This is a genomic window from Bifidobacterium primatium, from assembly GCF_002802875.1.
GTDB lineage: Bacteria > Actinomycetota > Actinomycetes > Actinomycetales > Bifidobacteriaceae > Galliscardovia > Galliscardovia primatium.
The window spans coordinates 258,565-281,899 of record NZ_PEBI01000004.1 but is presented as its reverse complement, the minus strand read 5'-3'; the positions used below and the strand labels follow the sequence as shown (position 1 = coordinate 281,899).

Annotated in this window: 13 protein-coding genes and 1 tRNA gene; 10 read left to right on the top strand and 4 right to left on the bottom strand. The window is 64.5% G+C overall.

All coding sequences use genetic code 11. The features are described 5' to 3' along the window. The first annotated feature begins 7 nt into the window (after nucleotides 1-7). Together CS006_RS10795 and CS006_RS09125 are read left to right on the top strand one after the other, a co-directional pair. Complete coding sequence (locus CS006_RS10795; RefSeq protein WP_163199112.1) at nucleotides 8-742, top strand: hypothetical protein; 735 nt, start codon at nucleotides 8-10, stop codon at nucleotides 740-742. Next, nucleotides 729-1,400 (top strand): SGNH/GDSL hydrolase family protein, encoded by a 672-nt coding sequence (locus tag CS006_RS09125; RefSeq protein WP_163199114.1) that lies wholly within the window; start codon nucleotides 729-731, stop codon nucleotides 1,398-1,400. The genes CS006_RS10795 and CS006_RS09125 overlap by 14 nt, the downstream gene beginning before the upstream one ends. Before the next feature lie 10 nt (nucleotides 1,401-1,410). Here CS006_RS09125 and CS006_RS09120 read toward each other — a convergent pair whose 3' ends face one another. Next, on the bottom strand, nucleotides 1,411-2,472 hold the full coding sequence (locus tag CS006_RS09120) for a LacI family DNA-binding transcriptional regulator (RefSeq protein WP_163199116.1): 1,062 nt from the start codon (nucleotides 2,470-2,472) through the stop codon (nucleotides 1,411-1,413). Nucleotides 2,473-2,595: 123 nt separating this feature from the next. Here CS006_RS09120 and CS006_RS09115 point away from each other — a divergent pair, with 123 nt between their 5' ends. The 6 genes from CS006_RS09115 to CS006_RS09090 all read left to right on the top strand — a co-directional run bounded on the left by CS006_RS09115 (nucleotide 2,596) and on the right by CS006_RS09090 (nucleotide 12,607). Then, nucleotides 2,596-5,769 (top strand): glycosyl hydrolase 115 family protein, encoded by a 3,174-nt coding sequence (locus CS006_RS09115; RefSeq protein WP_100511500.1) that lies wholly within the window; start codon nucleotides 2,596-2,598, stop codon nucleotides 5,767-5,769. A gap of 313 nt (nucleotides 5,770-6,082) precedes the next feature. Beyond that, nucleotides 6,083-8,797 (top strand): exo-rhamnogalacturonan lyase family protein, encoded by a 2,715-nt coding sequence (locus CS006_RS09110; protein ID WP_100511499.1) that lies wholly within the window; start codon nucleotides 6,083-6,085, stop codon nucleotides 8,795-8,797. 32 nt (nucleotides 8,798-8,829) lie between these two features. Then, nucleotides 8,830-10,413 (top strand): GDSL-type esterase/lipase family protein, encoded by a 1,584-nt coding sequence (locus tag CS006_RS09105; RefSeq protein ID WP_100511498.1) that lies wholly within the window; start codon nucleotides 8,830-8,832, stop codon nucleotides 10,411-10,413. Nucleotides 10,414-10,449: 36 nt separating this feature from the next. After that, entirely contained in the window at nucleotides 10,450-11,184 is a 735-nt protein-coding gene (locus CS006_RS09100) for an SGNH/GDSL hydrolase family protein (protein ID WP_100511497.1), read from the top strand. 66 nt (nucleotides 11,185-11,250) lie between these two features. Next, nucleotides 11,251-12,072 carry an alpha/beta hydrolase gene (locus tag CS006_RS09095; RefSeq protein ID WP_100511496.1) on the top strand — a complete coding sequence of 274 codons (822 nt, stop codon included), beginning with the start codon at nucleotides 11,251-11,253 and terminating at the stop codon, nucleotides 12,070-12,072. 274 nt (nucleotides 12,073-12,346) lie between these two features. Then, nucleotides 12,347-12,607: a hypothetical protein gene (locus tag CS006_RS09090; protein WP_100511495.1), complete on the top strand. Its 261-nt coding sequence runs from the start codon at nucleotides 12,347-12,349 to the stop codon at nucleotides 12,605-12,607. A 662-nt stretch (nucleotides 12,608-13,269) separates the two neighbouring features. Here CS006_RS09090 and CS006_RS09080 read toward each other — a convergent pair. Continuing rightward, nucleotides 13,270-14,832 carry an MFS transporter gene (locus CS006_RS09080; RefSeq protein WP_100511493.1) on the bottom strand — a complete coding sequence of 521 codons (1,563 nt, stop codon included), beginning with the start codon at nucleotides 14,830-14,832 and terminating at the stop codon, nucleotides 13,270-13,272. Between the two features lie 408 nt (nucleotides 14,833-15,240). Between CS006_RS09080 and CS006_RS11045 the strand changes: the two genes are divergently transcribed. Beyond that, nucleotides 15,241-20,046 (top strand): Ig-like domain-containing protein, encoded by a 4,806-nt coding sequence (locus tag CS006_RS11045; RefSeq protein WP_100511492.1) that lies wholly within the window; start codon nucleotides 15,241-15,243, stop codon nucleotides 20,044-20,046. Nucleotides 20,047-20,086: 40 nt separating this feature from the next. Here the strand turns inward: CS006_RS11045 and CS006_RS09070 are convergent, their stop codons facing one another. Beyond that, nucleotides 20,087-21,085, bottom strand: a complete 999-nt coding sequence (locus tag CS006_RS09070) for a LacI family DNA-binding transcriptional regulator (RefSeq protein ID WP_100511491.1) — start codon at nucleotides 21,083-21,085, stop codon at nucleotides 20,087-20,089. Between the two features lie 328 nt (nucleotides 21,086-21,413). Here CS006_RS09070 and CS006_RS09065 point away from each other — a divergent pair, with 328 nt between their 5' ends. Continuing rightward, nucleotides 21,414-22,892, top strand: a complete 1,479-nt coding sequence (locus CS006_RS09065; protein ID WP_100511490.1) for an amino acid permease — start codon at nucleotides 21,414-21,416, stop codon at nucleotides 22,890-22,892. Between the two features lie 146 nt (nucleotides 22,893-23,038). Here CS006_RS09065 and CS006_RS09060 read toward each other — a convergent pair. After that, a tRNA-Asn gene (locus CS006_RS09060) sits at nucleotides 23,039-23,114 on the bottom strand. Between the last annotated feature and the right edge of the window lie 221 nt (nucleotides 23,115-23,335).

Below are 23,335 nucleotides of genomic sequence, written 5' to 3'. Positions count from 1 at the left end.
GATGATCATGGCGAATGTTGAACGGGCGTCGTATCGGGCGGTGCTGAGGCCCGGGGCCGACGGCACCGAATCCCTGGAGGCCGCGGTCCGGGACGCCGCCGCGCAGGCGAAGCGCCTCGTCGACGACGGAGCGCTGCTTACGGTCGGCATGTACCGGCACGGCGACCAGCTGTTCCTGTACGCCGAGCACATGTACGAAGGCGATTGCCGTTCCGGTTCGGACGCCGTCCGCCGCGCGCCCGACGACTGGGGCTGGCTGCATGGTCTGCTCAGGCCGTTCCCGTCCATGAACGGCCGTGACGTCGAAGAGGTCGAATGGGCGGCCATGCATCCGGTGTTCTGGTTCGACGAGCCGAAAAGCGCGGACTATTACACGCGCCGTCCGAGGCCGGACGCCCGGTGCGGACGCATCGCCGTGCTCTACCCGGACAAGCTCATGGACTACGTATGCCATCATCAGGCCATCGTGCGCGAGGGTCTGCTCGTCGGCGACCGCTACCAGTTCATCTCCATCCACGACAATGTGCTGTTCAGCTACTTCGAACGGCCCCGTGACCGCGGCCGGCGGAACATCAGCGGCGTCGACCGGCCGTCCGAGGAGATTCGGCGGTGGCTGGACGTCGACCCCGCCTCGCATTTCAATCATTTCCCCGAGGCGAACGGTGACGACTTCCTCGTCATCGACACGCTGTTCGATTTCGGACTGTCATCGGTCCAAGAAGGGAATCATGATGATGCGTGATTTCTCACGGGTCTCCATCAACTGTCTCGGCGATTCCACCACATGGGGTGACGACGGCACGCGCGGCGGCGGTCCGACGATCTCCTGGCCGGCCCATCTGCAACGGCTGCTTGGGGCCGGGACGGTGCGCAACTACGGCATCAAGGGATGCAGCGTGGCCAAACACCCCGACCGCACCGACAGTTTCATCGAGCGCTATGGGGATATGGACCCGGACGCCGACATCGTCCTGGTGTTTGGCGGAGTCAATGACTTCAACTATGGATTGCCGCTTGGCGGTATGGGCGATACCGATGTGCGATGCTTTTTCGGCGCGGTCGATACGCTGATTCGCGGGCTCGTCCACCGGTATCCGGATGCCGACATCGTGTTCATGACATCGGCGAAGACCGGAGGGGTGGATCATGGGCATTTTCCTGCGTTTTTCGACCATAACGCCGCCGGTCTGCAGCAGGCCGACTATGCCGATGCCATGAAGCGGGTGTGCGCATGGTATGGCGTTCCCGTCATCGACATGTTCAACGAATCCGGGATGTCGGCATTGACGCCGGAGCATCAACCGGCGTATCTGCCGGATGGACTGCATTACAGCATCGCCGGGTATGATCGGTTGGCTCGGCGCGTCGCCGCGGAGCTGCTGCGGTTCGTGGCGTTCTGAGGTCGCCCGGTCAACGTTCCCCATCGGCCCATCGTGTGGACCGCCTTCGGGGATGTCGCTTCTTCGGGAGAGCGGTTGATGACGTGGAGGCGCGCTGGATCAGGTTGCCCGAAACCGTGATCATGCCGTGATGGGGGTTGCCTTGGATGGCGTCGAGCAGCGCCATCGCCGCCACCCGGCCGATGCGTTCGCAGTCGCTGTCCACGGTGGTGAGCGGCACGGCGGCATCGACGATCTGCCGTTCCCAGTTGTCGTGTCCGATCACCGCCACGTCGTCGGGCACATGCAGGCCGTGTCCCATCAATGTCTCCAGTGCCCCACGGGCGATGCGATCGTTGAGGCAGTACAGTCCGTCAAACGGCATGTCGTCCTGCAGCAGCAGTTCGGTGGCCTTGCGTCCCCAAGAGACATCCCAGCTGCCGAATCTTGGCGGGGCCACCGGGCGAAGCCCATGCATGGCGAACGCGTGTTTCACGCCGATCATGCGTTCGGATGTGGCGCGTGCATGCTCGGGTCCTCCGATCACCGCGATGCGTCTTCGACCGCGGTCGATCAGATGGCTGATCGCCAACTCGGCCCCTTGCCGGGAATCCGCCGTCACGGAACAATCGTCGGGATCGCGTGACGGGCCATAGACGTATACCACCGGGGTGTCCCCGATCAGGCTACGGGGGATGGGGGAACGCGGATCCACGGACTTGTTGACGACGAGCAGTCCGTCAATGTTGCGGGACATAAGCTGCTCTATGCGACTGGTCTCCAATCTGGCGTCGCCGCGCGAATTGGCCAGCAGGATGGAATGCTTCATCGGGCCCAGCGCGTCTTCGGCCCCGATGAGCACCGGCAGCGACGGTCGGCCCTCAAGATCGGTGGTGATGAGTCCGACCATGCCGGAATGCCAGGTCTTGGCGCGTCCCTTGTCGCCCGGGGTGTATCCCAATTGCACGGCGACCTGATGTACGAGTCTCTTGGTGCCGGCCGCGGTGCCGCCGTGGTCGGCCAATGCGCGGCTCACCGTGGACACCGATACGTGCGCCGCTCTGGCGATGTCCTCCATCGTTGGTTTGACCATGCCGGCCATCATAGACGATGCCCATTGCAAAATTGCAAAAACGGATGCGCCGCGAGTGCACTGCCGGAATAGTCGGTACCGTGGGAATGTAATCGATGACAAAGTGGTCTGTAAGGAGTACTCATGACCTCCACCATGATCTACGACGGCGTACGTACTGCCCCGATACTGACTGACGCCGCCTACGAGCCCAACGCATCCGATCCGTTTGCGCCGCGCAGCTACGCGCAGGTCCTACGGGCGGTCGGCGACCTACGCCAGGACATCGCCATGGTCACGGGGGCGATTCGCTATCACGTCGTGCGTGACGCCATGGTCGACGACGCCGTCGCCCGTGATGCCCGACTTGCCGCTGCGGACGGGAACAAGGTCCCGGCGCTGGAGACGGACCCCGCCCTGGTCGCCGGTTCGAATGCGATCATCATCGGATCCATGGCGTCAAGCGCACTGCTGCGTGCCATCGTGGCCAACGGCGGGTTCGACGAAGCGCGGACCATCGCCGGCGAGCGCGAGTCCTATGCGATCAAGTCCATAGACGATCCGCTGCCCGGTATCGGTCATGCGCTGGTCGTCGCCGGCTCGGACGCCAGGGGGACGATCTACGGCACCTACGCGGTGTCGGAACGCATTGGCGTCTCCCCGTTCTACTGGTACAGCGATGTTCCGGTCGTCGTGCGCCCCCATATCGACGTCGATTTCACCGAAGCCCTCGTTGTGCATGCGCCGGCGGTGCGGTTCCGCGGATTGTTCATCAACGATGAGGATCTGTCCGTCACCAATTGGGCGGCCCGCAAGTTCCCGGTCGGTCATGGCACTCCCGACGTGAACTACTACCGGCACCTGTTCGAGATGATGCTGCGACTGGGGCTGAACACGTTATGGCCGGCCATGCATCCCGTATCCACGGCGTTCAACATGGCCGAAGACGATGCCGGCGTGCCGATCAACGCCAGGGAGGCATCCCGATACGGCATCGTCATCGGTACTTCGCACTGCGAAAACATGCTGCGATCCAATCCGGGCGAATGGGAGCCGTGGTACCGTGCGCACAAGAGCGAATACGCCATGACGAGCAATGGCGTCGAGCATGCCGATTACACGGGTGCCCAGCGCGCCCGGTTCACCGGCGTCTCCTTGGAGGCCGACCGCGCGTTCGATTTCACGACCAATCGTGACGCGGTGATTCAGTATTGGCGTGAACGACTGGAGGCGAACAAGGGTTTCGAAAGCATACTCACACTCGGCATCCGAGGCATTCACGACGGCGGATTCAATGCGAGCGGGCTCGACGAATGCTATGAGGGCGCCACCGTTCAGGAGCGTCAGGTGGCGTTCATGACCGACGTGATTCGTACGCAGCGTGCGCTCATCGACGAGGTGTATGGCGAGGGCGCCTCCCGCAGCGTGCCGCAGGTGCTTATCGTGTACAAGGAGATCGCCGACGTCTACAATGCCGGCCTGCGCGACGTCATGACGTCCGAATTCGACGATGTCATGCTCATGTGGGCCGAAGACAACTACGGGTATCTGCGGCAGTATCCCACCGGACGCGAAGCGGCCCGTTCCGGCGGTTCCGGCGTATACTACCACAGTTCGTATCTTGGTTCGCCCGGTTCGTGGCTGTGGCTCAACAGCATCCAGCCGGCTCTGATGGGCGAGCAGTTGCGCCGTGCCTACGACACGGGCATGCGCGCTGTGTGGATCCTCAATGTTGGCGATGTCAAGCCGGGTGATCTGGTCACGGAATATTTCTCCCGGCTCTCATGGGATCCCGATATGTGGAGCGCCGACCGGATCCGTGAATATCTGGTGGGACAGGCCCGGCGCGACTATCGGCTCGACGGTCCGGACGCCGCCGCGGTGGCCGAGGCCGTGTCCGACTATCATCGGCTGATCGGTGTCAAGCGAGCCGAGTTCTACACCACGTTCTATCACGATTTCGACCTGAGCGTCACCGACGAGGGGGATGAGGCGCAGCGCATGCTCGATCGCGCCCGCGATGTGGTGGAGCGCCTTGATCGGGTGGCGGCCCGTCTTGACGGGGACGCCGCCGACGCCTTCTATGAGCAGATCCGCTACCACGCGCTGTCCATGTTCGACGTGCTGGACGAGTATGTCAACTGGTGGAAGTGCCGGAGGGCGGTGAAACAGGGGCGCTTCGGCAGCGCCCGTGTTCACGAGCGTGCATCGATCGCCGCCGCCGATCGCATCAGGGCGCGTGTGCAGGACTTCGGCGGGTGCACTCACGGCAAGTGGGTGGGATACATGGGCTGGCAGGGCATTATGTGCACCAATCCGATAGACGTCGAAACCTGGGGCGCCGACATCATCCAGCGTGACCAGTATCCGTATCTTGACGAGCCGGGGACGGGTGTGGGCGCCGTCGCCGAAGGGGAGACGGACGTCCTGCGGTTCAGCGTCCGCGAACCCCGACGGCATCTGTTCCTCGACGTGTTCTCCCGTGCGGACGGGCCGGCTGCGTGGGTCATCGACGCGCCGCAATGGGTGGTTCTATCGTCCCGTTCGGGCGTCACCGACACCGAGCGGCGCATCATCGTGGGCATCGACTGGAATGCGGTCGCCGCCGCCGGCGCGCATGCGGACGTCGTCGTTCGCAACGCGGCGCTCGGCGAGGACGGGGAGGCCGGGGAACCCGGCGACGTGGCGGCCGTGTTCCATGTGGAGGCCGACGCCGCATGGCCTGATGCCGCCGTCGGTGGACATGGTTTCGTGGAGGCCAACGGCCGGGTGGTGATGCGGGCGGAGCATAGCTCAAAGGTCGTCGTGGGGGCGGACGGCAGCGAATGGCGGTATGTCGCCGATGAAGGGCCGCATGGCGGCGTGATGAAGGCGTATCCGCAGACCGGACGGTCGGCTGTCGGTCGCGGGGCGGCGATGCTGTTCGATGCGTATTTCGACCGGGCCGGCGACTATCGCGGCATCGTCAAGCGTCTGCCCACGCTGAGCGAGGGGGTCGAGGACGACGGATCCGAGCGTTCGTGCGCCCTCGCCGTGGAGGTGAACGGCGGCGGCGCGCAATTGCTGCGGGGCAATCGTTCGTGGATCGCCCAGAAAGGCAACAGCTTCACCGTGGCGGACATGGGCAATCCATGGGTCGTGAACATGCTGCGCGGGGTGGAGCCGTTGGAATTTCGTGTCAGGGCCCGCGCCGGATGGAACACCATCGTGGTGCGTCGTGTCGATCCTTCGATAATCGTCGACGGCATTGAGGTCGAAACACGCGAGGGTGCTTTGGGGGCGTCTCTGACCGGTCCTGGTGAGAGTCCTCGGGCGTGAGCGCCGGCCGCCGGATGCATCGATATGACCTTGTGGTGATATCGATAGGGAGATATGCGTATTCATCATGGGTAAACCCTTTGCTATCATTAATGTTATCGATAAAATTACAGAATCAAAAAAAGATATCTATCTATCACGATTTGATATTTTTTGACCTGTAAAACGATGGCAACGCTGATAGATTGTTCAGCAAGAGGCAGCCCGCCGCGAATGCGGCGGACCGCCCGACAAACGACGATGTTGCACAGCGACAACCGTTCCCACCACAACGGCGTAGGACGATGGGGCGGTCGTAAGGAGATGAACGCAGATGAAACTTCATGCGATGCGAAAGAACGGCAGTGGCGGATACGTCACCTTCGGCAGCATGTGGAAGCGCGGCGAATGTTCCGCCGACGCCGCCCGCGCCAATTCCTTCAAAATCACGACGGCCGACGGCGCCGAGGTGCCGGCGCAGTCGCGCATCACCGCCTACTGGCCCGACGGCACGGTCAAGTGGATGGCCCACACCGCCGACGCCGCCAGGCTCGGCGACGAGATCGACGTGACCATGACCGACGGCGCCAACCCCGTCGCCGCCGCCGAATCCCAGACCGTCGAGGACGACGGCACGACCATCACCGTGACCGGCGGCAGGTCCAGGGTCGTCATCCGCCGCGGCGCCAACCGTCTCGTGGAATCCTTCGACTTCGACGGCCGCCGCATCGTCTCCGACGCCGTCGAGGTGCTCGACCTCGAGGACCCGAACGCCGGCGAACATGAGGGCGACGTCGTGCGCCGCACCTCGTACACCGGCCGCATCGACGACGTCGAACTCGAGGAGCGCGGCCCGCTCGTCACCGTCGTCAGGTTCACCGGCACCCACGTGGCCGCCGACGGCACCGAACGACTGCCGTTCATCATCCGCATGACCATCGGCCACGACGCCGACCGTCTCGACTTCCAGCACACGTTCATCTACGACGGCGACGAGAACCACGACTTCCTCAAGGGCCTCGGCGTGCGGTTCGAGTCCCCGATGGCCGGCAAGCCCTACAACCGCCACGTGCGGTTCGAAGGAGACCACGGCACCATCCACGAATGCCTCGCCCAGCTGCTCACCTGGAAGCCCGTCATCCCCAGCCACCTGTACGAGGACCAGCAGGCCGGCAGGCTCATCCACCCCAGCGACGAGACCGGCGAGACCATCGACGCCTCCGGCGTGCTCAACCAGACCGCCAACTCCGATTCCGACAACGAGAAGGTCGAGACGGTGCTCAAGGACATGCCGTGGTGGGACGAATACCACATGGTGCAGGATTCCCCGAGCCACTTCGCCATCACCAAGAAGACCGCCGACGAGCAGGTGTGCCGCCTGACCACGCTGCACGGCAGGCGCACGCGCGGCGGCGCTTCCTTCGGCTCCGAGGCCGGCTCCGTGATGTTCGCCGTCAAGGACTTCTGGCAGAAGTACCCCACCGGCTACACCTTCACCGGACTGACGACGGACACCGCCACCGCCACCGTATGGCTGTGGAGCCCCGACGCGCAGGCCATGGACTTCCGCCACTACGCGCAGGACGGCTACCAGTGGGCCTACTACGAGGGCTACGACTACAAGGGCGCCGACCCCGTCGGCATCGCCTGCACCAACGAGTTCTCCGTCGCCGCCGGTCCCACGCCCATCCCCGACGACGAAACGCTGCTCGCGTTCTCCACCGCCGTCGACAAGCCCGAACAGTACCTCGCCGACCCCGGGTTCTACCACGACATGGGCGCCTTCGGCCGCTGGTCGCTGCCCGAGCGCGGCACCGAGATGGAGAACTGGATCGAGGACCAGCTCGACCGCGCCATCGCCTTCTACGAGAAGGAGATCGACCTGCGCAACTGGTACGGCATGTTCGACTACGGCGACATCATGCACTCCTACGACTCCGCCCGCCACCAGTGGCGCTACGACATGGGCGGCTTCGCCTGGGACAACGCCGAGCTCGTGCCCACCTACTGGATGTGGTACGCGTTCCTGCGCTCCGGCCGCGAGGACATCTTCGACATGGCGAGCAAGCTGTGCCGCCACGTCTCGGAAGTGGACGTCTACCACCTCGGCCGCTACAAGGGACTCGGCTCGCGCCACAACGTGCGCCACTGGGGCTGCCCCTGCAAGGAGGCCCGCATCTCCATGGCCGGCCACCACCGCGTCTACTACTTCCTCACCGGCGACCGCCGTTTCGAGGACCTCTTCGACGAGCTCGGCGACGTGGAGCAGACGTTCTTCGAGAAGGACCCGCTCGGCGACTGGTACGACAAGGACTCCATGGTCTACCCGGCGCACGCCCGCTCCGGCCCCGACTGGTCGAGCCTGTGCTCCGACTGGATGACCCAGCTCGAACGCACCAACTCGCCGAAGTTCCTGAACAAGATCCAGACCGGCATCGACGACATCAAGGCCATGGACCTGCAGCTCAACTCCGGCGTCGACATGGAATTCGACCCCGCCACCTGCCACCTGCGGTTCATCAACAACGAATCCACCGGCGGCGTGCACCTCGCCATCTGCCAGGGCGCCCCCGAGGTGTGGATCGAGATGAAGGACCTCGTCGACGACCCCGACTGGCCGAAGATGGTCGCCGACTTCGGACGCTTCTACTTCCTGCCCCACGAGCAGGTCGTCAAGGAGTCGAACGGCGCGCTGGCCGACCGCGCCTACCCGTTCCCGTTCTTCGCCTCCGCCATCGGCGCATACGCCGCCGAATACTACGGCGACAAGGACATCGCGCGCAAGGTGTGGAAGTACCTCATCCACGCGCTCATGGACTCCGCCGACCACACCGGATTCGACACCGTGACCCTGCACGACGTCGGCAACCACGCCGAACTCGAGGAGATCCCGTGGGAGAACCCGTGGGTCAAGACCAACTTCGTGGCCCAGTGGTGCCTCAACGCCATCGTCACGCTCGACTTCATCCGCGACGACGCCCCGAAGACCCTCGCCGAAGCCGACGAGCTCACCGAAGGCCTCGGCTACGACACCCAGCGCAAGTCGTGATTTCCCTCCCGACGGATTGTAAGGAAGCTTCAATGACCACCATCACCTTCACCGAACCATACGAGCATGCATTCGTGCGCGACTATCCGGACGAGGCGGCCGGCTGGGTCGACGGCGCCTACGAGCGCCGCGTCGCGACCGTCGCCGACGTGCCCGCCGACGCCTACGGCCCCGACGGACTGCGATTCACCACGCGTCGTCTCTCCGAGGAATCCGAGGCGCTGAACGGCGATCCCAACACCATCGCCCGCACCTCCTACTTCATCGGCACCGCCGTCACCGTGCCGGCGCCGTCCAAGGGCTACCATCTCGTCGCCGACGTGCTCGGCTCCGACGAGATCGGGCGCACCTTCCGCGCCATCGTCAACGGCCAGGACGTCGCCCAGTTCACGCTGCTGCCCGGCCAGCGCCGCGAAATCGGCTTCGACGTGCAGCTCACCAAGCGCGACATCGAGCTGACGTTCGTGCCCGTCGAGGGCGACGACGACGCGACCACCGGCCGGGGTGCGCTCACGCTTGCCTCGCTCTCCTACGAGGAGCTCGCCGCACGGCGCGCCAGCAGCCCGAACATCTTCATCGCCGCCGACTCCACCGTGCAGACCTACTTCGACGAGGAGGCTCCGCAGGCCGGCTGGGGCGAATACCTCTACTGGTTCCTCTACCGTGGCCACGCCGGCACGTACGAGCACGACGCCGCCTCCACGGTGCCGCAGGCCCGCGTGTTCCGCGGCGACGGCCCCACGATCCACAACCGGGCGCTCGGCGGCCGCGGCCTGCGCAGCTACCTCAACGAGCATCGCTTCCACAAGCTGCTCGGCTCGCTCGCCCCGAACGACGTGGTGCTCATCCAGTTCGGCATCAACGACGAGTCGAAGACCCGCCCGATGCGCTACATCCCGCTCGACGAATACGCCTCCTGGCTCGACCGTTACGTGGTCAGCGTCGCCGACCGCGGCGCGCGTCCGGTATTGGTCACCGCCATCCCGCAGTATCCGCAGGGCGCCGGCGTGGCAGTGGGCGAGGCGCTCGACCCGTACGCCGAGGTCACCCGCAGGTACGCCGCGGAACACGACGTGCCGCTCATCGATCTGCGACGCCTGGCGGGGGAGTACCTCGCAAGCCTGCCGGCCGAGAACGTGGACGCCGTCTTCCTGCGCGCCTCCGCGCTGCAGTACCCGCGCCACCTCGACGGCATCCAGGACATCGTGCACATCGGCTTCACCGGGGCCAAGGCCTATGCGCGCCTCGTCGCCGGCCAGCTTGCGAGACTGTATCCGGAATTCACCTTCCACGACGAGGAGGAGGGCGCGCCCGAACCGGTCGCGAACCTCACCGCCGCAGGCGTCACCGGACTCATCGGCGCCGAGGTCGACCTCACCTGGGACGCATCCCCGCACGCGAACTACTATGTGGTGGAGAAGTCCAACGCCGAAGGCCGCCTCTACTCGCGCGAGGTGATCGTCAAGCCCGGGTTCCACGACCTTCCGCTGCCCGGCCAGAGCCGCCACGTGGTATACAAGGTCACCGCATGGCGTGACGCCGTGGCCGCCGAATCAAGGCAAATCAAGGTCACGATTCCCGCCTCCGACGACATCTGCGCCATAATCGAAGACTGAACCGAGCCTGCAAGCCATAAGCAAAGGAGCTTTTCCATGAGCGAATCCATTCTCAACGGCAAGGTGCTGTATGCGTTCGGCGACAGCATCATCGACGGCCACTACTACACCAGGCGTTCCTGCGTGAACGTCGTGGCCGACAACGAGGGCATGACCCTCGTCAAGCGTGCACGCAACGGCGCCACCATCCGCTTCAGCACCATCAAAAACGGCCTTGAGGGGCAGATCCTCCAGCAGGCCGAATTCGTCGGCATCGACCAGCCCAAGCCCGACGTCATCATCTTCAACGGCGGCGCCAACGACGCCTGGCCCGAAACCATCCCCGCCTATCTGGGCGCCGTGGGCGAGGCGAAGGATCCGGCCGAGCTGGACCTCACCACCTACGCCGGCTGCTTCGAGGCCACCATCCTCGCGTTCCGCCGCCACTGGCCGGACACTCCGATCGTCTACCTCGCCGTCGCCAAGATCGGCCGCGACTGGGCCGTGCAGAACTACCTGCGCCAGGTGCAGCTCGCCGCCTGCAGGAAGTGGGGCGTCACCGTGGCCGACGTGTTCGGCGAAACCGACCTCGACGCCCGCGACGAGGAGATGCGCGTGAAGTACTCCTTCGACATGCTCGGCACCGACGGCCTGCCCGGCACCCCCGAGACCGCCACCTACCCCGACCCGGACGTGCATCCCTCCGGCACCCACCCGAACTTCGCGGCCATCGACAAGTACTACGCACCCGTCATCACCAAGGCGCTCAGGACGGCGCTGGGCGGCGAGTGACCGCATCGGCCCATTTCGGCCCATATATTGATTCGTCCGTCAACCATATGAAATCAGGCGTCAATCATGATCAATGAAAAAGTCTCGCTATCCGTGGCCGGTTCCTCCGCCACACTCAGCACGTTCTTCCTCGAGAACTGGGAGACCATCGACCCCAAGCGCAAGCGTCCCGTGGTGCTTGTGGTGCCCGGCGGCGGCTACCACTTCTGCTCCGAGCGCGAGGCCGAGCCCATCGCCCTGCGCATGGTGGCCGAAGGCTTCCAGGCCTGCGTGCTCAACTACAGCGTGGCGCCGGCGCGTTTCCCGCAGTCGCTGCTCGAGCTCGTCAGCGCGGTCGCCTATCTGCGCTTCCACGCCGAGGAGTTCAACATCGACCCCGACCGCATCATCCTGTGCGGCTTCTCCGCAGGCGGCCATCTGTGCGCCAGCCTCGGCACCATGTGGAACGAATCGTGGCTCGTCGACAAGACCGGCATGCCGGCCAACCGATTCAAGCCCAACGGCATGATCCTCGGCTATCCGGTGATCACGTCCGGCGAGTTCGCCCACCGCGGCTCGTTCGACAACCTCGTCGGCACCGACGACCCCGAGCTCGTCGAGCGGCTGTCGCTGGAGAAGCGCGTGAGCGCCGACACCGTGCCCACGTTCCTGTGGCACACGTTCGAGGACCAGCTCGTGCCCGTCGAGAACAGCCTGCTGTTCGCCGCCGCGCTGCGTCGCGCCGGCGTGCACTTCGAGATGCACATCTTCCCGTACGGTCCTCACGGACTGGCCCTGGCCAACGACGAGACCACCACCGTCGGCGAGGACGCCTACAACCAGCCGCTCGCCGAATGCTGGCCGCATCTCGCCGCCGAATGGGTGCGCGCCCTGCCCAAGCAGCAGTAGGTCGCAGCCATGCCCCGCATGTGATTCGACGGCTATGGGCCGGACGAGGCCTCCGACCCGTCTGCCAGACCGTCGAATCCTTAAAGATTTGGTTTGGAAGTATCGCTGTGCTGACAACCGTTGCCAATCCTTCCTGCCTCTCGATATTCCAAGCCAATATGAATCCTCCCCGCGTTGGGTTGCGGGGAGGATTTTTCATGCCGTTCAGGCGCTCCACAGGAACGGTGCGTATCATCGCGTCGGTAACTATCGAGGAATCCCGCAAGGAGCGCATATGCAATCGTCCATCAACGACATCATCCTGTGGTACGGCCAGCTGCCGGACACGGCACGGACGTTGGTCACCGTAGTCGTCGGCGCCATCGTGGCCTACGTCGTCTTCAAGATCGTCGTACGCCTGCTTTCCGGTCTGCTGGCCGCCGCCATCGCCGCGGCTCTGGCGTTCCTGCTCACCACGGTCCCCGGCAACATGCTGCTCTCTCAGGCGTACGACCGCATCGAGCAGGAGGTCTCCAACAGCTCGCTCATCCAGTGACGTTGGAGGGCGAAGAGGCGTCATGGCCCGTATGGAGGTTGTATGCGACGGCATGGAGCGAAATATGGGGTGGTGTCATCGTTCTGTGCCATGCGCTGCGGCAGGGAATGGCGGGATGGAAGGATTTTGGATTGCATGACGATGCAATGTGGCAGGCGATGCAAAAATCCATTGGTTCCGTATTCCGTGCCATGAGATCCTGGCAGGCGGCGCCGAAAACGTCGAAAATCGAATTCGCTGCCGCATCCTGAATGATGGTAGGCAGCCCAATCGTTGCAATTGCAATGATGCGGAGCTGGTTCGCATGGTGTCGCCTGGCAGGGAATCGTCATCGGGGCGGATTCGGTACTCCGTGCCGTGAAATCCTGACGGGGAATATCGAAATCGGTCAGAATCGGTCTGCGTGCCAGTCGACTGCGACGGGCGGCGTAAAAAACGGATGTTATCGGGTTCCGTGCCACGGATGATGGCGGGAACGTTCTTATGGAGAGATGGTTGCGTTCCTCGCCATGGTCGCCGACCTCCCGCGGAGCCGATCATCGATGCCGACGGCCGTTCGTCGGCATCGGCCGGACCGGCAGACGCGAAAAATCCCCTGCCGTAGGGGAAGGGTTCCTACGGCAGGGGATTCGAGAAAGAAAACCGAAAACAGGAGTTACAGATCAGGCAGTGGCACCCTCCTTTTCCTTGTGGGCGGCGTTGATCACGTTGTTGTGGCCCCAGCACTGCTCGTACTTGAAGCCGGAGAGCTCCTCGATGACGGCCTTGGTCTCGTCGTCGACGTCCTTCATGTCGCCGCCGTTGCGCAGACGGGTGACCTCGGCGAGGACCTTCTTGTGGTTGGCGCTGGTCATCTTGAGCAGGCGGGAGACGATGTTGCCGAGGATGACGAGCACGACCGGGACGACGGTGTAGAGAATCATGATCCAGTCGACCGTGGCGGCGGGCTGCGTGGTGGCGCCCTCGACGAAGCCGGTCCAGCTCAGCACCATGCCGATGATCAGGGTCTCGACGGCGGTGAAGATGACGTCAAGCGTGGAGTTGATGCCGGCGTACTGGCCTTCGCGGCGCTTGGAGGTCACGATCTCGTCGACGTCCGGAACCAGGGTGAACACGAACTGGGTGGCGTTCACGACGCCGGAGATGCCGAAGTTCATGAGGATGAGGAACACGACGAACAGGGTGGCGCGCAGGCCGCTGGAGACGCTGGCGTGGAAGATGCCGAGGCCCAGCATGCAGGCGAAGGCGAGGATGCAGGCGTAGCCGCCGAGGCGGAAGGTGCGCATGCCGTCGAGCTTGGCGGTCAGCCAGATCCACATGGCCACGAACGCCATGCCGAAGATGAAGCCGACGCCGGTGCCGAGGGAGACGGTCTGCGGGTCAAGCAGCAGCACGAACATCACGAAGTAGGTGTTGATGGTGCCTCGGATGGCGCGGAAGGTCTGCTCGCAGATGTACATGCCCAGGTAGACGCGGTAGGACTTGACGCGCATGGCGGAGATGAAGTTCCAGAACACGCTGAGGAAGCCCGCGGCCTTGCTGTCGGAATCGGCCTCGGCCACGTCGGTGGACTCGTCGTACGGGCGCTCCTGCACGGTCAGGAAGCCGATGAACAGCACCACGGTGCCGACGATGCCCCACAGCAGGGCGATCTTGAAGTAGGAGTCCCAATCGTCCTTGCCCCAGACGGTGAACAGCCAGATGTTGAGCATGGACAGGGCGGTGCCGCCGATGGCGCCGGCGATCTGGTTGATGCCGACGATCTGGGCGCGCTGGGTGGTGTTTTCGGTCATCTCGGCCGGCAGCGCGTACTGCACGGTGGTGATGCCGGCCCAGGAGGCCCAGTAGAGGATGTTCACGGCGAAGTAGGCCCAGGTGGGCAGGCCCATGACCCACAGGCCCATGTAGAAGACGAAGTTCAGCGGGGTGGCGAGCAGCAGCACGGCGCGGCGGCGGCCGAACCTGCGGCCGAAGGCGGTGCGGTAGAGGCGGTCGGAGAGGTAGCCCCAGAACGGGGTCGCGATGGCGCCGACGACCTTGCCGACGGTGAGCATGAGGGTGACTAGCATCACCGACATCTTGACGAACGTGGTGAAGTAGAACATCTGCCATGTGATGACCATGGTCTGCATGACCCAGGAAAGCGGAATCATGGCGAAGCCGAATTTGGCGAGCAGGGGGACCTTGCCCTGCAGGTCGTAGCTCATGGTGTTATTGCCCGACATTATTGTCGTCCTTTCTCTTCATCGAGATAGAGGGACCGCTGGGGACCCAACTGACTTTAGTTATATCGACGCCGGTTGCAACTCTGCCGGCGGAACACTGGCGGCTGTTGCCGTGGGGCTATGAATAAATGACCTTCATGGACGCTTATTCATAACGAATCCATAACGTTATCGATATAACGTCAAGCTGAAATCGAGAGGTTGTTTAGCTTGTTGATTGGTACTATAACACGAATTTTATCGATGTAAAAATCAGTGATACACTTCAATCATCGACCACGAATAATCGTGGCAAGAACAGGCAGTCGGCAACGTTCGCCGATTGCAAGAATCCATAGTTTTCTGACCGAAGAACCCGCGAAGCCGCGTAGACGTCGGTCACGAATCGACAGCAAAGGAGCGTTGGTCATGGCAACGGACATCAACCACGGCGGCACGGATATTCCGCGCGTGTCGGACTTCAATGACGGATGGAAATTCCATCGCGGCGTGTCGTCGGGCGCGCAGCAGGAGTCGTTCGACGACACGTCATGGAGGGACGTGCGCCTGCCGCACGACTTCGGCGTCGAGGGCGCGTTCTCCAAACTCGCCCGCTCGACCGTCGGATTCCTGCGCACCGGCGAAGGCTGGTACCGCAAGACGTTCGAGGCTCCCGAGGCCTGGCGGGGCCGCCGCGTGTCGCTCTCGTTCGACGGCGTGATGGAGCTGGCCGAGATCTGGGTCAACGGCGAGAAGCTCGCCGAACACCACAACGGCTACGCCCCGTTCTTCGTGGACGTCACCGACGCCCTGCGCTTCGATGCGCCGAACGTGCTGGCCATACACACCAACACGCCCGAGCCGTGCTCCCGCTGGTACCCCGGCGCCGGCCTCTACCGTGGCGTCGAACTCGTCGTCACCGACCGCGTGCACGTGCGCGACTGGGGCGTGCGCATCGCCACGCCGACGCTCGAGGACGACGTGAAGCTCGACGTGGCCAAGGTGCATGCGGAGACCTGGCTGGTCAACGAGACGTCCTCGCCCGTCGACGTGACCCTGCACAGCACGGTACTCGACGCCGACGGCGCGCCGGCATCCTCCAGCGAAAGCTCCTTCACGCTGAATCCGGGCACCTCCGCCGACGTGGAAAGCCACATGCCCGTCAGCCAGCTCATCATGGTCTCGAAACCGCACCTGTGGAGCACCGACGACCCCTACCAGTACACGTTGCGCACCGACGTCGTAGTCGGCGGCAAGGTCGTCGACCGTGTCGACACGCGATTCGGCCTGCGCTGGGTGGGCATGTCGAGCGAGACGGGACTGTCGCTGAACGGAGTGCGCATGAAGATCGCCGGCATGTGCATGCACCACGACCTCGGCTCCCTCGGCGCCGCCGTATACCGCCGCGCCGTGGTCCGCCAGCTCGAGATCCTCAAGGAGGCCGGTGTCAACGCCATCCGCACCTCCCACAACATCGGCTCGAAGATCCAGGTGGAGGAGGCCAGCCGCATGGGCCTGCTCGTGCTCGAGGAGCTCGCCGACATGTGGACCGCGCCCAAGGACCGCAACGACTACAGCAACTACTTCCTCGCCGCCTCGGCCACCGACCTCGAGGCCATGATCGGCCGCGACCGCAACGAACCCAGCGTGTTCATGTGGAGCCTCGGCAACGAGGTCGCCTGGCAGGAGAGCGAACTGCCCCTGGCCGAGAGGCTCGTGGCCGTCGCCCACGCCGCCGACCCGACCCGCCCGGTGTGCATCAACGACTCCTCGTACCTGAGCAAGGGCATCGACGGCATCGGCAACGAGATCCACAAGCGCATGGACGTGCGCGGCTACTCCTACGCCTCCGAGGACCACCTCGTCGCCATCCACGCCAAGCATCCGAACGACCTCATCATCAACTCCGAAAGCGGATGCAGCCTCGGCTCGCGCGGATACTACGTGTATCCGACCGACGTGCCCGACGGCGTGCGCGGCACCGAGTTCCCGTTCGAACCCGGCCGTCAGCCGTGGGACGACGACACGTACGAGATCACCTCCTACGACATCACCGCCAACCGCGGCACGCCCATCCGCAAGGACTTCATGCGCTCCATGAACCTCGACTTCCACATGGGCGAGTTCACCTGGACCGGCTTCGACTACATCGGCGAGCCGGCGCCCTACATCGGCAACTTCTACTGGAACGACCAGTCGCAGACCGAATCCGACGGCACCGTGCTCGCGCCGAAGACCGCCTACTACGGCATCGTCGACTCCGCCGGATTCCCCAAGGACGAATGGTGGCTCTACCGAAGCCTGTGGACCGACCCCGACGACGCGCCCATGGTGCACCTGCTGCCGCACTGGAACTGGCGCCAGGGCGAACCCGTGCAGGTGTGGGCGTACTCCAACGCCGCCAAGGTCGAACTGTTCCTCAACGGCCGTTCGCTCGGCGTGCGCGAATTCGAGCCGCACGCCACCGGATTCCACATCGACACCGCCCACCCCGACAAGCCGTTCGAATACCGGTTCGCCAAGGGCGACCCGCGCGACTCCATCTACCTGCACTGGGACGTGGCGTTCGAACCCGGCGAGCTCAAGGCCGTGGCCTACGACGCCGACGGCGACGAGGTCGCCCAGGACGTGCTGCACACCGCCGGGTCGCCGGCCGCCGTGCGCCTGACCCCCGACCGCGCCGTGCTGCATTCGGGCGAGACCAGCGCCAACGACCGCGACATGAGCTTCGTCACCGCAGACATCGTCGACGCCGACGGCACCATCTGCCCCGACGCCGACGACCGGCTGACCTTCACCGTCGAGAACGGCGTCATCCTCGGCACCGACAACGGCTACCAGGCCAGCACCGAGGCGTTCCAGCTGCCCGTGCGCAAGGCCTACCGGGGCAAGGCGCTCGCCATCGTCGCCTCCGACGGCTCCGGCAGGCCCATCATAGTGCGTGCGAAGGCCAACGGCATCGACGCCGGCGAGACCGTCATCGACGTCAAGGCCGCCTCCGCCGTCGAATCCGTGCCGGCCTCCGCGGCCCGCGAAACCGTCGCGGCCGAGGACGCCGCGTCCCACGACGGAAAACGGCCGCGCGTGCGCCGCCCGTTCGCCGTCGTCCCCCATACCGCCGCCGTCGCCGCAGGCACCGTCCCGTCCCTGCCCGACAACGCAACGGTCGTCTACGACGACGGCGGCAAGCGTTCCGGACACGTCACCTGGCAGATGCCCGACGACCACGACTGGTCCGGCGTCGGCCTGGTGACCGTTCGGGGCGCCGTCGCCGATCCGGATGGCGCCGTCGACGGCGGACTCGCCACGGAGGCCGCCATCCGTGTGCTCGACGCCGGCGAGGACGCATCATCGTCCGTGCTGCTCGACGACCTGCACGTCAACGGCGCGACCATCGACGGCTTCGCCCCCGACAGGCGTCATTACACACTGTCGTTGCCATACGACGCCGGGGCCCCCGCATTCGAGCCGATCGCGCGCGACAACGCCGCAGCGGCCGTCATCCCGCCCGTCGACCCGGCCAACGGCAGATACCTCATCGAAATCACGTCCGAGGACCACAGTCGCGGCGCGACCATCGACGTCACCGTCGTCACGCAGCCGGCACCCATCGACTCCATCTCCGCGCACCTCGCCGACGTCGCCGGCCTCATCGAGGACCGGTCCGCGGCATTGGCCATCGAGGCCCGCGACGTACTGGGCCGTCCGATCGACGTCGCCGATCTCGACCTGCACATCGACATCGACGACCCGTCGGTGCTTGCCGTCGTCGGCGGCAACGATGCCGACGGCAACGCCGCCGGTCTCGCCGTCGCCGGCACGCTCGCCGGCGAGACCGAGCTGACCGTCCACGCCGCATACGCCGGCGCGACCGTCATCTCGTCGCCGCTGCCGGTCACCGTCGGCAAGGCCGCATACGAGAAGCGGCCCGTCGCCGCGGAACCCGTGCGCGTACGCTGCGAAGTGGGGGAGTGGCCCGACCTGCCGAGCCTCGTGACCGTACGGTTCGACCATGGCCTCGACGCCACCATGCCCGTCACATGGAGCGCCGACGGCGACCTGTGGCAGACCGTCGGCGAGCACGACATCACCGGAACGATCACTGGACCGGGCGGATTCGATGCCGCCGATGTCGTCGCCAAGGCGACGGTCGGCGTAGTTGACGTCATCGCCGTGCAGAAGACCTCCGCGGCCACGGTGACGGGCATCGTCCCCGATCTGGCCGAAACGACGCCGACCGTGCGCGTATGGTGGAGCGACGGCCTCGCCGAGGAAAGGCCCGTCGTCTGGCATGACGCGCTGCCGGAGGACTACGGCCGGCCCGGATCCTTCACCATGGCCGGCGACGTCGACGGCATCGACGCCAAGGCCGAAGCCACCGTGCGCGTGACCGACGAATACACGAAGAACCGCGACCTGTTCTCGTTCCGCAACGACGTATACCCCACGGTCGAGGCCTCCTACACCAACCCCGACCCCAAGATGATGGAGGACGTCTCCAACCTCATGGACGGCACCGTGTCGTACACCGCCCGCGCCGGATACAACCTCAAGAACCGCTGGTCCACCTACGGCGACCCCAGCCGCGAGGCATGGCTCGAATACCGGTTCGGCTACGGCACCGAGACCCCGTTCATGCTGAACTCCTTCACCATCTACTACTGCCTGGAAGGCAAGGACGTGGCATTGCCGCAGGACGTGCGCGTGCTGGCATGGGACGGCGGCACGGGAGACGACGGCGAGTGGAAACCGGTGACGAACCTCAGGACCCACGACAAGCCGGTCGAGCAGCAGGGCAGCGCGGGCTGGATCTACGGCTCCTTCGGCGACAAGACCAAGTCGGAGAAGATCGACCATGGTCTCGAACGCACCTACACGTTCGACATGGTGAAGACCTCGCGCATCCGCATCGAATTCACCGCGAACGAGGGCGAATGCGTGGCCATCACCGAGATTCGCGGCGACGCGCAGGTCGCCGTCGTCAACGAGAGCTGCGCGCTCGCCGGCCTCGCCGTCGACGGCGTCGACGTGCCGGGCTTCTCTCCGGACGTCGAATCATATACGGTAGCGCGCGGCGACGATGACGGCCATGTGCCGAACATCGAGCCGAGGCCGGCCGGCGACAACGCCGCGGTCACCGTCGTACCGCCCGTTACGGGCGGTGACGCGGTCCTCGTGGAGCTCACGGCCGAAAACGGCGTCACCAAGCGCACCTACACGGTTCGATTCGCGTAGGCATGTCTGCCGTTTCCCATCGGGATCATCCGTCGGTCGGCTATCGCCTCGTCGACTCGCGTTCGATGAGGCGATAGCCGACCGTCACCGTCTGCGGATAGCGTTCCTCCTCCGGATGATTGATGCGATGCGTCAGCAGCGAGACCGCCGCCTGCGTCATGCTGGTGAAATCCACGGCGATGGTGCTCAGCGTCGGCACGCTGTACTCGCCGTCGGTGATGCCGTCGAACCCGATGACCGCCACATCCTTCGGCACGTTTACGCCGCGGTCGGCCAATCCGCGCAGCACGCCCAGCGCCAGGCCGTCGCTCGGGCAGAACAGGCCGTCGAACCCGAGCCGCTCGTCCGCCCAGCGATGACCGGCCTCCACGCCGCCGGCCCGCGACCACGGCACGCTGATCAGCGAATGCTCGTCGAATTCGAGGCCGAGCTCCTGGCATTCGTGCTTGGCGGCCAGCATGCGCACCTGCTGCGAGGCGCCGGGGTTCGACTCCGGCGGAATGTCATGGCCCACCAGGCCGATGCGACGGCATCCCTTCTCATACAGGTGGCGAATCGCCGCGCGGGTGCCGGCCTGGCTCGGTGCGTTCACCTGATCGTACGGGCTGTCGATCGTGTAATCCTCCAGAAGGACGGAGGGGTGCGAGGCCAGCGCCTTTGACGCATGCTTGGCGTTGATGCCGATGATGCCGTCGGAGAACAGGTACGACATGTCCTTCTCGTTGCCATGCTCGTCCACCAGATACTGCGACGATTCGATGAGCATGTGCATGCCCTGTTTGTTCAGCTCCGCGGCGAACCGCATGGCCAGGCTGGAGAAGTAGGCGCCGTCGATGCCGGCGGTGAGGAACGTGACGGTGCCGCTTTTGCCCGTGCGCAACGATTGTGCGGAGATGTTCATGCGATAGCCGAGCTTCTCCGCGGCGGCCAGCACCTTCTGCGTGGTCTTCGGCGTGACCATGTCCATGCCGCGCAGGGCCCGTGACGCGGTGGTCGCGGTCACCCCGGCCTCCTTGGCGACGTCCTTGAGCGTGACCATGCCGCATCATCCTTTCCCGAGGCGCACAACCGGGCGCCTCGCTCCCATCGTCGTGGTTTCAAAGCGAATTCAATGATGACATCGATAATATCGCGGTCGGCCGAGCGACATTCGCAATGGCGTCACCGTATGGCCGCAGCCGTTGTGCGCTGCGGAATAATAGCCGGCCATAGGCTATTGCTATAGCCCCGATGGCATATTCCTTGGCAAAGGCGTGGTGGGGGTGCGCCGCTTCGGCATACAGTGATACGGATCGGGCCGACCGGGGGAAGGGGCCGCAGGTGCGGACGCCGGATCGGCGAAACACAGAACGAAGGGACGACGAACCATGGCTTCGGCCACAACAACCACAACGGACAGCAGGACGGCGGAGCCGGCGACGCACGACGCGGCGGCCGGCGGCGCGGCAGGAGCGGCGAACGGCACGGCGAACGGCCACACCGGACTCCAGCGCAAGATGGAGACGCGCCACCTCATGATGATCTCCCTGGGCGGCGTCATCGGCACGGGACTGTTTCTGAGCTCCGGATACACCATCCACCAGGCGGGGCCGCTCGGCACCATACTCGCCTACGCCGTCGGCGCGCTCAACGTATACATGGTCATGCTGTGCCTCGGCGAGCTCGCCACCGCCATGCCGCAGACCGGCTCCTTCCATGTGTACGCCGGCCGGTTCATCGGCCCCGGCACCGGATTCACCGTCGCCATCATCTATTTCCTGGCATGGATGGGCGCCCTCGGCTCGGAATTCACCGCCTCCGGCCTCATCATGCAGAAATGGTTCCCCGGCTCGCCGGCATGGGCATGGAGCGCCCTGTTCATCGCGTTCATCTTCACGCTGAACGCATTGTCCGTGCGCTCATTCGCCGAAGCGGAGTTCTGGTTCGCCGGCATCAAGGTGGTCGCCATCATCGTGTTCATCGCCATCGGCGCGCTCGCCATCATCGGCGTCATCCCCATCGCCGGGTACTCGCATGCGCCGGGACTGACCAATCTGGTCAAGGACGGCGTGTTCCCCAACGGGTTCGCGCCGGTGTTCTCCACCATGTCGACGGTGGCGTTCGCGTTCTCCGGCACCGAGCTGCTGGGCGTCACGGCGGGGGAGACCAAGGATCCCGGCAAGAACATCCCCAAGGCCATCCATACGACGTTCTGGCGTCTGGCCATCTTCTTCATCGGGTCCATCGTGGTGATGTCGGCGCTTATCCCATGGCAGGACGCCGGAGTCGACAAGAGCCCGTTCGTGCTGGTGTTCGACGCCATCGGCCTGCCGTTCGCCGGCGACATCATGAACTTCGTCGTGCTCACTGCGATCCTCTCCGCCGCCAATTCGGGTCTGTACGCCTCCACGCGCATGCTGTGGTCGCTGTCGAACGAGCATATGATCCCGAGGGTGTTCGCGCGTACCACGAAGCACGGCGTGCCGCTGATCGCCCTGTGCACGGCGATGGTCGGCGGCCTTATGGCGCTGCTCTCCTCGGTCACCGCCGCATCGGTCATCTATCTGGCATTGGTCTCCAGCGCCGGTCTCGCCATCGTCATCGTATGGGTCGTGCTGGCGGTGTGCGAGATCCGGTTCCGCCTCGAGATGCGTCGGGAGGGCAGGGGCGTGGATGAGCTGTCGTTCCATACGCCGGCCTGGCCCGTCGTGCCGATCGTGGCGCTGGTGCTCAGTGTGGGGACGATCATTCTGTCGGGCGTGTATGAATCCATGCGGCAGTCGCTCATTTATATGGCCGTCATCGTTGCGCTGTGCTATGCGGTCTACGGCGTGAAGCGCCTCGTCTCCGCACGACGCCGTGGCTGACCGGACGCGATAAGTCGGATTTGTGGGTCTGCGGCATACAGGAGGACATGGTTTTCGGTGTCCCCGTGTATGCCGCAGACCCGCTTTTCGAAAAAGAAAAGAAAAAATATGAAAAACCCGAGGCTTTATGGCCTCGGGTTTTTCATTGGCTCCTGCGGCTGGGCTTGAACCAGCGACCGTCCGATTAACAGTCGGATGCTCTGCCAACTGAGCTACGCAGGAATATTTCCTGTGCAAGCTTTGTGCTGTGCACAAGACATAAATAATACATATGGAGCGTCGATATGCAAATCATCGGCGTGTCGCGTGTTGTTCATTGTGTTGTACGTAGGTCGTCCGTGGGAACTGATGGAGCGTTTTGGGCATGAATCCCCGCACGACATGGTCGACAATCCCGAAATCCGGAATCTACGGTGTTTTCCGGTCGTTGCATGCACCGAAAA